Below are 14,402 nucleotides of genomic sequence, written 5' to 3' on the forward strand. Positions count from 1 at the left end.
GCGCGACCAGCGACCACGGACCCGCAGCCGCCCGAAGGACCCGCGCGGCACGGCGCACGGCGCGGCTTTTTTTTGGGGGCAGCACACGCATGAGCGCAGCTCAGAGCAACACCGCGACGACCGCCGAACCGGCGCCACGCCCCCGCGCGCTCCGTCTTCCGCCGGCCGCCCGCCCCTACCTCCCGCCCCTCGCCCTCTACGGCGCCGCCAAGCTCACCGGCCTCCTCGTCTTCGCCTGGCTGCTGACGTCCGCCGGCGACTACCGCGACAAGGACCCCCGTTTCGGCGGCGGCGCCCACTGGTGGGACGTCCTGTCCACGTGGGACGGCTGGTGGTACCTCCAGGTCGCGCGGAAGGGCTATCACCCCGAGCCCCTCCGGCCCCTCGCCCCGGGCGGCCAGTTCAGTGCGGAGCAGAACTCGGTCGCCTTCTTCCCCCTCTACCCCGGTCTGGTCCGAGCCGTCTCGGAGATCACCGGCATCGGCCTCTACGGCTCGGCGATCCTCGTCTCCGTCGTCTGTTCCTTCGTCGCCGCGGCCGGCATCTACGCGGTGGTCTCGCTGCTGGCCGGGGCCCGCGCCGGCACCGTCGCGGCCGGCCTGTGGGCCGTGGCCCCGGCCGCCGGCGTCGAGTGGGCGGTCTACACGGAGTCCCTGTTCGTGGCGATCGCCGCCTGGACCTGCCACGCCGTGCTGAGGCGCCGGTGGGTGACGGCGGGCCTGCTCGCCTTCCTGTCCGGCCTGAGCCGGCCCACGGCAGCGGTGCTGATCGGCGCGGTCGGCCTGGCGGCCCTGGTGACGCTGGCGCGCCGGGACAGCCGCCGTGAGCAGGGCGTCGCGGCCCCGCTGTACGCGGCGGTCGCCGCACCCCTCGGCCTGCTCACCTACATCGGCTGGGTCGGCTGGTCGATGGGCGCCCCGGGCGCGTACTTCTCGCTCCAGCGCGAGGCCTGGGCCCATTACTTCGACTTCGGCGCGTACACCCTGGACGTGCTGCGGAACGTGGCGGTGGGGCACGGCGACTACCTCTTCGCCTACCCGGTCCCCGACCTGATCGCCGTGCAGGTGGTGGTGGCGCTGCCGTTCCTCGTCGCACTCCTGCTCCGCAGCCGGCCGCCACTGGTGCTGACGGCGTACACGCTCGCCTCGATCGTGACGATCCTCGGCACCCAGCAGATGTTCGGCAACACCCCGCGTTACCTGCTCCCCGTCTTCCCCCTGCTGCTCGCCCCGGCGGCGGCGTTGGCCCGGCTGAGGTGGCCGACCCTGGTGGTGTTCTTCGCCACGGCGGCGGTGGCGTCGGGGTGGTACGCGCATTACGTCATCTTCGAGTTGGGGATTCCGTAGCGTCGTCCGCGAGAGCGGCGCTCTCGAACAGAATCTCCGCCCGGAGCCGGAAAATCGGACCGGCCGTGAACCCCGTGCCGTGTATTCCGTGCATTCATCGATACGGCGAGGATTCAGCCCGGGACGGCAGCACAAGCCGGCGTGCCGGCGCGTGCCGCTCCGCCGACTCCTTCGAGAACGTACGAGGTCACAGGCGCCCCGCGCCGCCACGGCCCACCGGCTCCGCACCCGCACCCGCACCCGCGCCCGCACCGCACACCGTCCCGCCGAAGAACGCGCATGTTGATTCCGCCTTCGCCTTCCGGCACAGGTTTGTACGAGAAAGTCGGACCTCCGGCGGAGGTCGAATGCCAGGTCGGATTCCCGCCAGTTTCCGGGGCCGGCGCCGACCATGCTCGACGTCATGAATCGACTTGAAGGAAACGTGGCATTGGTCACGGGCGGCAGCCGCGGCATCGGCGCCGCCGTGGCGTTACGGCTCGCCGAGGAAGGTGCCGACGTCGTCCTGACCTACGAGAGCGGCGCGGAACGTGCCGGCCAGGTGGTGGAGCAGGTCAAGGCCGGAGGGCGCCGTGCACGGGCCGTACGGGCCGACAGCACCGTCCCTGAGGCGCTCACCGCCGCGGTGGACGAGGCCGCCTCGGCGTTCGGCAGACTCGACATCCTGGTCAACAACGCCGGTGTCTTCCTCGTCGGCCCGCTCGAAGACCTGGGGGCGGCGGAGATCGATCGCACCCTCGCGGTGAACGTCCGGGCGCCGTTCGCGGCGTCCCGGGCGGCAGTTCGGCACATGGGCCGGGGCGGCCGCATCATCAGCATCGGCAGCAACGTCGCCGAGCGTGCGGTCTTCCCCGGACTGGCGCTGTACTCCATGAGCAAGACGGCTCTGACCGGGATGACGAAGGGCCTGGCCCGGGAACTCGGCCCGCGTGGCATCACCGTCAACCTGGTGCACCCCGGGCCCACCGACACGGAGAGCAACCCGGCCGACGGACCGGACGCCGAGGTGATCGCCGGATTCACGGCGGTGGGCCGCTACGCGGAGGCGGCCGAGATCGCGGCCACCGTCGCCCACCTGGCAAGTCCGGACGGCGCGTACATCACCGGCGCCTCGATCCACGTGGACGGCGGCTTCACCGCCTGACATGCGAGCCCGTCGTGACGGCGCCGGAGCTCACCGCGCGCCGCCACAACGCCGAAGGGCGGCCACCCCGCACGAAACGGGGTGACCGCCCTTCAGAACCATCTCCTACTGGTTGTACGGACCGTAGTCGTAGTCCTCCAGCGGAACGGCCTGGCCGGAGCCGGTGCCGAACGGCGAGTAGTCGATGTCGTCGTAGCCGACGGCCGAGTACATCGCGGCCTTCGCCTCCTCGGTCGGCTCGACCCGGATGTTGCGGTAGCGGGACAGGCCCGTACCGGCCGGGATGAGCTTACCGATGATGACGTTCTCCTTGAGGCCGATGAGGCTGTCGGACTTGGCGTTGATCGCCGCGTCCGTCAGGACTCGGGTCGTCTCCTGGAAGGAGGCGGCCGACAGCCAGGACTCCGTCGCCAGCGAGGCCTTGGTGATACCCATGAGCTGCGGACGACCCGAAGCCGGGTGACCGCCCTCCTGGACCACACGACGGTTCTCGTGCTCGAACTTCGAGCGCTCGACCAGCTCGCCGGGCAGCAGCTCGGCGTCGCCCGACTCGATGATCGTCACGCGGCGCAGCATCTGCCGGATGATGATCTCGATGTGCTTGTCGTGGATCGACACACCCTGCGAGTTGTACACCTTCTGGACCTCGCCGACCAGGTGGACCTGGACGGCACGCTGACCCAGGATGCGCAGCACGTCGTGCGGGTTGGTGGCACCCACGGTGAGCTTCTGGCCCACCTCGACGTGCTCGCCCTCGCTGACCAGGAGACGGGCACGCTTCGAGATGGGGTAGGCCATCTCGTCGCTGCCGTCGTCCGGCGTGACGACGATCTTCTTGGTCTTCTCGGTCTCCTCGATCCGCACGCGGCCCTGGGCCTCGGAGATCGGGGCGACACCCTTCGGGGTACGGGCCTCGAAGAGCTCGACGACACGCGGCAGACCCTGGGTGATGTCGTCACCGGCCACACCACCGGTGTGGAAGGTACGCATCGTCAGCTGGGTACCGGGCTCACCGATGGACTGGGCGGCGATGATGCCGACCGCCTCACCGATGTCGACCAGCTTGCCGGTGGCCAGCGAACGGCCGTAGCACATGGCGCAGGTGCCGACGGCGGACTCGCAGGTCAGGACCGAGCGGGTCTTGACCTCCGCGACGCCACGGGCCACCAGCTCGTCGATGAGCACGTCACCGAGGTCGGTGCCGGCCGGGGCCAGGACCTGACCGTCGACCACGATGTCCTCGGCGAGGCAGCGCGCGTACACGGACGTCTCGACGTTGTCCGCCTTGCGCAGCACGCCGTCCGCGCCGACCTCCGCGATGTGCAGCTTGAGGCCGCGCTCGGTGCCGCAGTCCTCCTCGCGGATGATGACGTCCTGGGAGACGTCGACCAGACGACGGGTGAGGTAACCCGAGTCGGCGGTACGCAGGGCGGTGTCCGCCAGACCCTTACGGGCACCGTGCGTGGAGATGAAGTACTCCAGCACGGACAGACCCTCACGGAACGACGCCTTGATCGGACGCGGGATCGTCTCGTTCTTCGCGTTCGACACCAGACCACGCATACCGGCGATCTGACGCATCTGCATCATGTTGCCTCGTGCACCCGAGTTCACCATCATGAAGATCGGGTTGGTCTTCGGGAAGTTGTCGTTCATCGCCTCGGCGACCTCGTTGGTCGCCTGGGTCCAGATCTGGATGAGCTCCTGCGTGCGCTCGTCCTTGGTGATCAGACCGCGCTCGTACTGCTTCTGGACCTTCTCGTCCTTGGCCTCGTAGCCGGCGACGATCGCCTTCTTCGCCTCGGGAACGACGACGTCGGAGATGGCGACGGTGACGCCGGAACGGGTCGCCCAGTAGAAGCCGGACGCCTTCAGGTTGTCGAGCGTCGCCGCCACGATGACCTTCGGGTAGCGCTCGGCGAGGTCGTTGACGATCTCGGAGAGCTGCTTCTTGCCGACCTCGTAGTCGACGAACGGGTAGTCCTCGGGCAGCAGCTCGTTGAAGAGCGCACGGCCGAGCGTGGTCTTCAGACGGAAGCTGTCACCGGTCTGGTACTCCGGCTCGCCCTCTTCCGCGACCGGCGGGGTCCAGCCGCGCGGCGGGATGGTGCCCACCGGGAAGCGGATGTCGATCTTCGACTGGAGCGAGAGCTCGCCGGCGTCGAAGGCCATGATCGCCTCGGCCGCCGAGCCGAAGGCACGGCCCTCGCCCTTGACGTTGCGCATCTCGCCGTCGGTCGTCAGGAAGAACAGACCGAGGACCATGTCCTGGGTCGGCATCGTCACCGGACGGCCGTCGGCGGGCTTGAGGATGTTGTTCGAGGACAGCATCAGGATGCGGGCCTCGGCCTGCGCCTCCGCGGACAGCGGCAGGTGCACGGCCATCTGGTCACCGTCGAAGTCCGCGTTGAACGCGGTGCAGACGAGCGGGTGGATCTGGATGGCCTTGCCCTCGACCAGCTGCGGCTCGAAGGCCTGGATGCCGAGGCGGTGCAGGGTGGGCGCACGGTTCAGCAGCACCGGGTGCTCGGCGATGACCTCTTCGAGGACGTCGTACACGACGGTGCGGCCGCGCTCCACCATGCGCTTGGCGGACTTGATGTTCTGCGCGTGGTTCAGGTCGACCAGGCGCTTCATCACGAACGGCTTGAAGAGCTCCAGCGCCATGGCCTTGGGCAGACCGCACTGGTGCAGCTTCAGCTGCGGGCCGACGACGATGACGGAACGCGCCGAGTAGTCGACTCGCTTGCCGAGCAGGTTCTGACGGAAACGACCCTGCTTGCCCTTGAGCATGTCGCTCAGGGACTTCAGCGGGCGGTTGCCGGGACCGGTGACCGGGCGACCACGACGACCGTTGTCGAAGAGGGCGTCCACGGCCTCCTGGAGCATGCGCTTCTCGTTGTTCACGATGATCTCGGGGGCGCCGAGGTCGAGAAGCCGCTTCAGGCGGTTGTTGCGGTTGATCACACGGCGGTACAGGTCGTTCAGGTCGGAGGTCGCGAAGCGGCCACCGTCCAGCTGCACCATCGGGCGGAGGTCCGGCGGGATGACCGGCACGCAGTCGAGCACCATGCCCTTGGGGCTGTTGCTGGTCTGCAGGAACGCGGAGACGACCTTGAGGCGCTTGAGCGCACGGGTCTTCTTCTGGCCCTTGCCGGTACGGATGATCTCCCGGAGCTTCTCGGCCTCCTCGTCGAGGTCGAAGGACTCCAGGCGCTTCTGCAGCGCCGCGGCACCCATCGAGCCGTCGAAGTACGTGCCGAAGCGGTCCCGCAGCTCGCGGTAGAGCAGCTCGTCGCCCTCCAGGTCCTGGACCTTGAGGTTCTTGAAGCGGGTCCACACCTCGTCGAGGCGGTCGATCTCGCGCTGCGAACGGTCGCGCAGCTGCTTCATCTCACGCTCGGCACCCTCGCGCACCTTGCGGCGCACGTCGGCCTTGGCGCCCTCGGCCTCCAGCTCGGCCAGGTCGCTCTCCAGCTTCTTGGCGCGGGCCTCGAGGTCGGAGTCGCGGCGGTTCTCGATCTGCTGGCGCTCCACGGAGACGTGCGCCTCCAGGGAGGGCAGGTCGCGGGTACGGCGCTCCTCGTCGACGTACGTGATCATGTACGCCGCGAAGTAGATGACCTTCTCGAGGTCCTTGGGCGCCAGGTCCAGCAGGTAGCCGAGGCGCGACGGGACACCCTTGAAGTACCAGATGTGCGTGACCGGCGCGGCCAGCTCGATGTGGCCCATCCGCTCACGGCGCACCTTGGCGCGGGTCACCTCGACGCCGCAGCGCTCACAGATGATGCCCTTGAAGCGGACACGCTTGTACTTGCCGCAGTAGCACTCCCAGTCCCGGGTGGGGCCGAAGATCTTCTCGCAGAAGAGCCCGTCCTTTTCCGGCTTGAGGGTGCGGTAGTTGATCGTCTCGGGCTTCTTGACCTCGCCGTGGCTCCACTGACGGATGTCGTCAGCCGTGGCCAGGCCGATCCGGAGCTCATCGAAGAAGTTGACGTCGAGCACTATGCGTCAATCCCTCTCAGGGTTGTAAGTCTGTGGTCTGAAACGGGGGCCTGGGGGTCGGCGGGGCCCTGATGGCTCAGGGCCCGCCGGACTCCCGTCAGACCTCTTCGACGCTGCTCGGCTCGCGCCGGGACAGGTCGATGCCGAGCTCCTCCGCAGCGCGGAAGACGTCCTCGTCGGTGTCACGCATCTCGATGGACATACCGTCGCTGGACAGCACCTCCACGTTCAGGCAGAGCGACTGCATCTCCTTGATGAGCACCTTGAAGGACTCGGGGATGCCGGGCTCGGGGATGTTCTCGCCCTTGACGATGGCCTCGTAGACCTTCACGCGGCCGGTGACGTCGTCGGACTTGATGGTCAGCAGCTCCTGGAGGGCGTACGCGGCGCCGTAAGCCTCCAGCGCCCACACCTCCATCTCGCCGAACCGCTGGCCACCGAACTGGGCCTTACCGCCCAGCGGCTGCTGGGTGATCATCGAGTACGGGCCGGTCGACCGGGCGTGCAGCTTGTCGTCGACCAGGTGGTGGAGCTTGAGGATGTACATGTAACCGATGGAGATCGGGTCCGGGAACGGCTCACCCGAGCGGCCGTCGAACAGCCGCGCCTTGCCGGTCGGCTGCACCAGGCGGTCGCCGTCGCGGTTCGGGATGGTGTGCTGCAGCAGACCCGCCAGCTCGTCCTCGCGGGCACCGTCGAAGACCGGGGTCGCGACGTTGGTGCGCGGGGCGACCTGGTCGGCGCCGATGGCCTGGAGCCGCTGGGCCCAGTCGTCGGCGAGACCGGAGACGTCCCAGCCGCGGCTGGCGAGCCAGCCGAGGTGGATCTCCAGGACCTGTCCCGGGTTCATTCGGGACGGCACACCCAGCGGGTTGAGGATGATGTCGACCGGGGTGCCGTCCTCCAGGAACGGCATGTCCTCGATCGGCAGGATCTTGGAGATGACACCCTTGTTGCCGTGCCGGCCGGCGAGCTTGTCACCGTCGGTGATCTTGCGCTTCTGCGCGACGTAGACGCGGACCAGCTGGTTCACGCCCGGCGGCAGCTCGTCGCCCTCCTCGCGGTCGAAGACACGCACGCCGATGACCTTGCCGGTCTCGCCGTGCGGCACCTTCAGCGAGGTGTCACGGACCTCACGGGCCTTCTCACCGAAGATCGCGCGCAGCAGGCGCTCCTCCGGCGTCAGCTCGGTCTCGCCCTTCGGGGTGACCTTGCCGACCAGGATGTCGCCGGCGATGACCTCGGCGCCGATGCGGATGATGCCGCGCTCGTCGAGGTCGGCGAGGACCTCCTCGGAGACGTTCGGGATGTCCCGGGTGATCTCCTCGGGGCCCAGCTTGGTGTCACGGGCGTCGACCTCGTGCTCCTCGATGTGGATCGAGGAGAGGACGTCGTCCTGCACGAGGCGCTGCGACAGGATGATCGCGTCCTCGTAGTTGTGACCCTCCCACGGCATGAACGCGACGAGCAGGTTCTTGCCGAGCGCCATCTCACCGTTCTCGGTGGCGGGACCGTCGGCGAGGACCTGGCCCTCGATGATCCGGTCGCCCTCCAGGACGATGACCTTCTGGTTGACCGAGGTGCCCTGGTTGGACCGGGCGAACTTGGCCAGGCGGTACGTGATGTACGTGCCGTCGTCGTTGGCGGTGGTGATGTAGTCCGCGGAGACCTCCTGGACCACACCGGCCTTCTCGGCCTTGACCACGTCGCCGGCGTCGACCGCGGAGCGGTACTCCATGCCGGTGCCGACGAGCGGGGACTCGCTCTTGATCAGCGGCACGGCCTGGCGCATCATGTTCGCGCCCATGAGGGCACGGTTGGCGTCGTCGTGCTCCAGGAACGGGATCATGGCGGTCGCGACCGACACCATCTGGCGCGGCGAGACGTCCATGTAGTCCACGTCGTCACCGGCGACGTAGTCGACCTCGCCGCCACGGCGGCGGACCAGAACGCGGGCCTCGGAGAAGCGCATGTCGTCGTTGAGGCCGGCGTTGGCCTGCGCGATGACGAAGCGGTCCTCCTCGTCGGCGGTCAGGTAGTCCACCTCGTCGGTGACCTGGCCGTCGACGACCTTGCGGTACGGGGTCTCGACGAAACCGAAGGCGTTGACCCGGCCGTAGGAGGCGAGCGAGCCGATCAGGCCGATGTTCGGGCCTTCCGGGGTCTCGATCGGGCACATGCGGCCGTAGTGCGACGGGTGCACGTCACGGACCTCGAAGCCGGCCCGCTCACGGGAGAGACCACCCGGGCCAAGGGCCGACAGGCGGCGCTTGTGGGTGAGACCCGACAGCGGGTTGTTCTGGTCCATGAACTGGGACAGCTGGCTGGTGCCGAAGAACTCCTTGATGGAGGCGACGACCGGCCGGATGTTGATCAGGGTCTGCGGCGTGATCGCCTCGACGTCCTGGGTGGTCATGCGCTCGCGGACGACGCGCTCCATACGGGCCAGACCGGTGCGGACCTGGTTCTGGATGAGCTCGCCGACGCTGCGCAGACGACGGTTGCCGAAGTGGTCGATGTCGTCGGTCTCGACGACGATCGTGCCGCCGCTGTCGCCGACCGTCTCGGTCTCGCCCGCGTGCAGCTTGACCAGGTACTTGATCGTCGAGATGACGTCCTCGACGGTCAGCACACCGGCGTCCAGCGGGGCGTCCGCGCCCAGCTTCTTGTTGACCTTGTAGCGGCCGACCTTGGCGAGGTCGTAGCGCTTCGGGTTGAAGTACAGGTTCTCGAGCAGCGTCTGCGCGGCCTCGCGCGTGGGGGGCTCGCCCGGACGCAGCTTGCGGTAGATGTCGAGCAGCGCGTCGTCCTGGCCCTGGGTGTGGTCCTTCTCCAGGGTGGCGCGCATGGACTCGTACTCGCCGAACTCCTCGAGGATCTGCTCGGTGGTCCAGCCGAGCGCCTTCAGGAGGACGGTAACGGACTGCTTGCGCTTGCGGTCGATACGGACACCGACCATGTCGCGCTTGTCGATCTCCATCTCCAGCCAGGCACCCCGGGACGGGATGATCTTGGCGGAGAAGATGTCCTTGTCGGACGTCTTGTCGATCGACGAGTCGAAGTAGACACCGGGCGAACGGACCAGCTGCGACACCACGACACGCTCGGTGCCGTTGATGACGAAGGTGCCCTTGTTCGTCATGAGCGGGAAGTCGCCCATGAAGACCGTCTGGGACTTGATCTCACCGGTCTCGTTGTTGGTGAACTCGGCCGTGACGAAGAGCGGGGCGGCGTACGTGAAGTCGCGCTCCTTGCACTCGTCGATGCTGTTCTTCGGCGGCTCGAAGCGGTGGTCGCGGAACGTCAGCGACATCGACCCGGAGAAGTCCTCGATCGGGGAGATCTCCTCGAAGATCTCCTCCAGACCGGACTTGGTGGGGACGTCCTGACCGGACTCCAGAGCCTCCTCGACCCGACTCTGCCAGGCGGTGTTGCCGAGCAGCCAGTCGAAGCTCTCGGTCTGCAGCGCGAGCAGGTTGGGAACCTCAAGAGGCTCCTTGATCTTTGCAAAGGAGATGCGCAGCGGGGCGGTGCTGGCGCCGTTGTTCATATTCGCGTTCGAGGCAGTGCGCGAGGCGGCCAAGAGGGGGTCCTTCCGAGGGCTCGGACTCACTACGCGCTCCCCGGTCCCTTCCCGGACACAGAGACAGAAACCCCAGTTCAGAGGAGGTTCGGTCGTCGGCATTCGGGTGAGGGCAGACCCCTGGTGACGGGCAGGGGAAGGCTAACAGGCAGCGCAAAGGGTCAGTGTAGCCACTTGGCACACTGATGTCCAGTCCCCATTTTCTGAGACCCTCTTCATCGTCAACGCCTGCGTCATGCCTGCCCTCAACGCACGTTGATACTGCCCTCTTCGTCGCCGATCCATGCCTCGGATTCGGACCGTTCTGGCGACGCGTCCTGAGAATTGCGCGCTGCGTGCGGTTCGTCAAGGCCCCCCTGCGCAAACCCGGTGCGCCCGGTGACACGACGAAGATCACCATACCTCCCGCCGGGGCGGGTGCAAGGTAACCGTGGTCGGCCTTCCAGGAACGCCGAAGAGCGACCACCCGGATGGATGATCGCTCTTCGCGGTCTGCGCGTTACAGCCCCCGAGGGGGGTGTTTCAGCACACAGAGGTCGTGGCCGACCTCGGAGGTGTTACTTGACCTCGACGGAGGCGCCGGCGCCCTTGAGGGACTCGGCGGCCTTCTCGGCGGCGTCCTTGGCGACCTTCTCGAGGACGGGCTTCGGGGCGCCGTCCACCAGGTCCTTGGCCTCCTTCAGGCCGAGCGAGGTCAGCTCACGCACGACCTTGATGACCTGGATCTTCTTGTCGCCGGCGCCGGTGAGGATGACGTCGAACTCGTCCTTCTCCTCCTCGACCGGGGCGGCGGCGGCCGGACCGGCCGGGCCCGCGACGGCGACCGCGGCGGCGGCGGTGACGTCGAACTTCTCCTCGAACGCCTTCACGAACTCGGAGAGCTGGATGAGGGTCATGCCCTCGAACTCGGCGAGCAGTTCGTCCTGGGTGAGAGCCACGATGGCTTTCCTTCCACTAATTCGGCTGGTGCCGTATGTACATGTCTGGCGGGCGTACGTTCGGCCCGCTACGACCGTTGCCGTCGGCGCGTTGCCTCAGGCGGCGGTCATTTCGCGAGCCGAGTTACTCGGCACCGCCCTGCTCGTCCTGCTTGGCGCGAAGCGCGTCCACGGTGCGGACGAGCTTCGACGGGAGCGCCTGGAAGACCTGAGCAGCCTGCGTCTGCTTGCCCTTCAGGGCGCCCGCCAGCTTGGCGAGCAGAACCTCGCGGGACTCGAGGTCCGCAAGCTTCTTGATCTCGTCGGCGGACAGCGCCTTGCCGTCAAGGACACCGCCCTTGATGACGAGGTTCGGGTTGTCCTTGGCGAAGTCACGAAGACCCTTCGCCGACTCCACCGGGTCACCGGTGACGAAGGCGACCGCCGTCGGACCGTTGAACAGGTCGTCGAGCGTCGTGATCCCGGCCTCGTTGGCCGCAATCTTGGTCAGCGTGTTCTTCACCACGGCGTACTGGGCGTTCTCACCGAGCGACCGGCGCAGCGTCTTGAGCTGCGCCACGGTGAGACCCCGGTACTCGGTCAGCACGGCGGCGTTCGAGCTGCGGAACTGCTCCGTCAGCTCGGCTACCGCGGCAGCCTTGTCGGGCCTTGCCATAGAGCGTCGGCCTCCTTCCGGGTGATGAGGACCGCTCAGAAGGGGCTGGGGAAAACGAAACGCCCCGGCGCAGGCGCACGGGGCGTAGCTCGACCGAGGTCACACACACGATGTATGCGGCTCCGGGAGCACTTCCACAGTCACCTGCGCGGGTCGTCCGCGGTTCAGCGGATCCTTCGGCCACCGCACACTCTTGCGAGCAGACGGCAACGACCAGCGGTCTTTGGCTTCTGTAGGAGAGTACGGGACCCGGGCACTGTCGAGCAAATCGGTCCCCTGCCGTCCACGGCTCAGGAGGTCCGGTCGCGGCTCAGGAGGTCAGCCCGGCCACCGCTCAGGAGGACAGCCCAGCCGCGGCTCAGGAGGTCAGCCCGGTCGCGCCCTGTTTCTTGAGCAGGGCCTTGAAGTCCGCGGTGTCGCCGGCCGGGGGCTTGCTGGCGCTGACCTTGACGCCGTAGTCGCTGTAGTGCGCGGTCTGCGTCATCGTCCCGTTCGCCGTGGCGGCCTTCTCGGTCTTCTTGACCAGCAGGTCCTGGTCGTTGACCCAGATGTCGACGGTCTCGGTGCTGACGCCGGCCTGGGTGAGCTGCTTCTTCAGGGCCGCCAGCTGGCTCGCCGTGAGGCTGCTGCTGCGCCCGGCCAGGTCGGCCACGTCCACGCTGCCCGCGTAGTGGGTGGTGGCCTGGCCGTCGACCGTCTCCTCGCCGACCTTGCGCACGTCGCCGGAGGCCAGCAGCATCTGCACCGACTTGTTGGGCGTGGTGTTCTGCATCTGGTCCTTGAGCAGGGCGCCCGAACCGCCGGCGACGGAGGCGAGGTCGCCGTACCCGTACCGGATCCAGTGCTTGCCGCCCGTCTGCGCGGCGAAGGTGTCGCTCATCCTCGCGTAGTAGGCGTCGGGCAGGTAGCGGGCCTCCATCGACGTCGTACCGAGCTTGCGCATCAGCTCGGCCGTGCTGCCGCCGGTGTAGGTGATGGTGACGGTGCCGGATATGCCGTCGTCCCAGGCGAGGCTGCCGTCCGTCGTCATGGACAGCAGCGAGCCCATGGTCGTGGTGGAGCGGACCCGGGCGGAGTCGGCGTCGTCGGTGGACTTCTCCGCGGAGCGCAGCTCGGCGACGGGGCTGACCCTGGTCGCGGCGCGGGCGCCGGCCCTGTCCCCCGTGCCGGAGCCGCCGGTGCCCCCCGGGCCTCCCGCGGAGCTGCAGGCCGCCACGCCGGTCAGCGCGGCCGCCACCGCGATCGAGACGGCCGTACGACGCGCTCGCCTGGTCTTCATCCCGTCCACCCCCGTGAAGGTCCCGTACTCCGACGCTAACCCAGGGCACTGACGGCGCGCCGGGAGTCGCTCGAACAGCAGGACGGGCCCCGCAACCGAGAGGTTGCGGGGCCCGTCCTGGTGGTGTCGCGTCCCTGACGCGGCTACCGGACCGAGCGCGGGGCTCAGACGGCGGCCGGGTCCTCCTCGGTGAGGAGGTTGCGGGTGCGGTTCGGGTCGACCGGGATGCCGGGGCCCATGGTGGTGCTGACCGCGGCCTTCTTGATGTAGCGGCCCTTGGCGGCGGACGGCTTCAGACGGAGGATCTCCTCCAGCGCCGCGCCGTAGTTCTCCACCAGCTTGTCGTCCTCGAAGGACGTCTTGCCGATGATGAAGTGCAGGTTCGAGTGCTTGTCGACGCGGAACTCGATCTTGCCGCCCTTGATCTCGGTCACGGCCTTGGCGGTGTCCGGCGTGACGGTGCCGGTCTTCGGGTTCGGCATCAGACCACGGGGGCCGAGGACGCGGCCGAGGCGGCCGACCTTGCCCATGAGGTCCGGGGTGGCGACGACGGCGTCGAAGTCCAGACGGCCCTTCGCCACCTCGTCGATCAGTTCGTCGGCGCCGACGATGTCGGCGCCCGCGGCACGCGCGGCCTCGGCACGGTCACCGGTCGCGAAGACCAGGACCCGGGCGGTCTTGCCGGTGCCGTGCGGGAGGTTCACGGTGCCACGGACCATCTGGTCGGCCTTGCGCGGGTCGACACCCAGGCGGAAGGCGACCTCGACGGTGCCGTCGAACTTGGTCGTGGAGGTCTCCTTGGCGAGACGGACGGCCTCGAGCGGGGCGTACAGCTTCTCCCGGTCGATCTTCTCGTCCGCAGCGCGGAGAGCCTTGCTGCGCTTGCTCACAACTTGCTCCTGTGTGTTCTGAAGGAGTCGTGGTGTACGGGCCGAGCAGGCCCTACCACGGTGGTTCTACGAAGGTGGGGTTCAGCCCTCGACCGTGATGCCCATGGAACGGGCGGTGCCGGCGATGATCTTCGACGCGGCGTCCAGGTCGTTGGCGTTGAGGTCGGGCAGCTTGGTCTGGGCGATCTCGCGGACCTGCGCCTCGGTGATCTTGGCGACCTTGGTCTTGTGCGGCTCGCCGGAGCCCTTCTCGACACCAGCGGCCTTGAGGATCATCTTCGCGGCCGGCGGGGTCTTGGTGACGAAGGTGAAGGAGCGGTCCTCGTAGACCGTGATCTCCACCGGGATGACCCAACCGCGCTGCGACTCGGTCGCGGCGTTGTAGGCCTTGCAGAACTCCATGATGTTGACGCCGTGCTGACCGAGCGCGGGGCCGACCGGCGGGGCGGGGTTCGCCGCACCGGCGTTGATCTGGAGCTTGATGAGCCCCGTGACCTTCTTCTTCTTGGGAGGCATAGCTCTCCGGGTCCTTTCGATCGGGTCCTGCCTGCGCCAGGTTTCT

The 14,402-nt window shown here is 68.0% G+C and carries 9 protein-coding genes; 2 read left to right on the plus strand and 7 right to left on the minus strand.

Annotation, left to right across the window (positions count from 1 at the left end; all coding sequences use genetic code 11):
• The first annotated feature begins 89 nt into the window (after window positions 1-89).
• Complete coding sequence (locus AB0472_RS37955; protein ID WP_366363566.1) at window positions 90-1,346, plus strand: glycosyltransferase family 39 protein; 1,257 nt, start codon at window positions 90-92, stop codon at window positions 1,344-1,346.
• 403 nt (window positions 1,347-1,749) lie between these two features.
• Window positions 1,750-2,490, plus strand: coding sequence for a 3-oxoacyl-ACP reductase family protein (locus tag AB0472_RS37960; protein WP_366363568.1), 741 nt, complete (start codon window positions 1,750-1,752; stop codon window positions 2,488-2,490).
• 105 nt (window positions 2,491-2,595) lie between these two features.
• On the opposite strand, the gene AB0472_RS37965 is transcribed toward AB0472_RS37960, so the two are convergent.
• The 7 genes from AB0472_RS37965 to rplK all read right to left on the minus strand — a co-directional run bounded on the left by AB0472_RS37965 (window position 2,596) and on the right by rplK (window position 14,356).
• Window positions 2,596-6,495 carry a DNA-directed RNA polymerase subunit beta' gene (locus tag AB0472_RS37965; RefSeq protein WP_366363570.1) on the minus strand — a complete coding sequence of 1,300 codons (3,900 nt, stop codon included), beginning with the start codon at window positions 6,493-6,495 and terminating at the stop codon, window positions 2,596-2,598.
• Between the two features lie 97 nt (window positions 6,496-6,592).
• On the minus strand, window positions 6,593-10,078 hold the full coding sequence (gene rpoB, locus AB0472_RS37970; RefSeq protein WP_366363572.1) for a DNA-directed RNA polymerase subunit beta: 3,486 nt from the start codon (window positions 10,076-10,078) through the stop codon (window positions 6,593-6,595).
• A gap of 557 nt (window positions 10,079-10,635) precedes the next feature.
• A complete protein-coding gene (rplL, locus tag AB0472_RS37975; RefSeq protein ID WP_093499670.1) occupies window positions 10,636-11,019 on the minus strand; it encodes a 50S ribosomal protein L7/L12 in 384 nt (127 codons plus the stop codon).
• A 121-nt stretch (window positions 11,020-11,140) separates the two neighbouring features.
• Window positions 11,141-11,671, minus strand: a complete 531-nt coding sequence (rplJ, locus tag AB0472_RS37980; RefSeq protein ID WP_009330729.1) for a 50S ribosomal protein L10 — start codon at window positions 11,669-11,671, stop codon at window positions 11,141-11,143.
• A 358-nt stretch (window positions 11,672-12,029) separates the two neighbouring features.
• Window positions 12,030-12,950 carry a hypothetical protein gene (locus tag AB0472_RS37985; RefSeq protein WP_366363574.1) on the minus strand — a complete coding sequence of 307 codons (921 nt, stop codon included), beginning with the start codon at window positions 12,948-12,950 and terminating at the stop codon, window positions 12,030-12,032.
• Between the two features lie 164 nt (window positions 12,951-13,114).
• A complete protein-coding gene (rplA, locus tag AB0472_RS37990) occupies window positions 13,115-13,840 on the minus strand; it encodes a 50S ribosomal protein L1 (RefSeq protein WP_189268819.1) in 726 nt (241 codons plus the stop codon).
• Window positions 13,841-13,921: 81 nt separating this feature from the next.
• Complete coding sequence (gene rplK, locus AB0472_RS37995; RefSeq protein WP_037858373.1) at window positions 13,922-14,356, minus strand: 50S ribosomal protein L11; 435 nt, start codon at window positions 14,354-14,356, stop codon at window positions 13,922-13,924.
• Window positions 14,357-14,402: the final 46 nt, after the last annotated feature.

Origin of the sequence: Streptomyces sp. NPDC086777, assembly GCF_040702065.1 — a bacterium.
Taxonomy (GTDB): Bacteria; Actinomycetota; Actinomycetes; order Streptomycetales; family Streptomycetaceae; genus Streptomyces.

Excerpts from the sequence above, each read along its gene's own strand:
- AB0472_RS37955 (WP_366363566.1), top strand. The coding sequence starts at position 90 with ATGAGCGCAGCTCAGAGCAACACCGCGACGACCGCCGAACCGGCGCCA.
- AB0472_RS37960 (WP_366363568.1), top strand. The coding sequence starts at position 1,750 with ATGAATCGACTTGAAGGAAACGTGGCATTGGTCACGGGCGGCAGCCGC.
- rplJ (WP_009330729.1), bottom strand. The coding sequence starts at position 11,671 with ATGGCAAGGCCCGACAAGGCTGCCGCGGTAGCCGAGCTGACGGAGCAG.
- AB0472_RS37985 (WP_366363574.1), bottom strand. The coding sequence starts at position 12,950 with ATGAAGACCAGGCGAGCGCGTCGTACGGCCGTCTCGATCGCGGTGGCG.
- rplK (WP_037858373.1), bottom strand. The coding sequence starts at position 14,356 with ATGCCTCCCAAGAAGAAGAAGGTCACGGGGCTCATCAAGCTCCAGATC.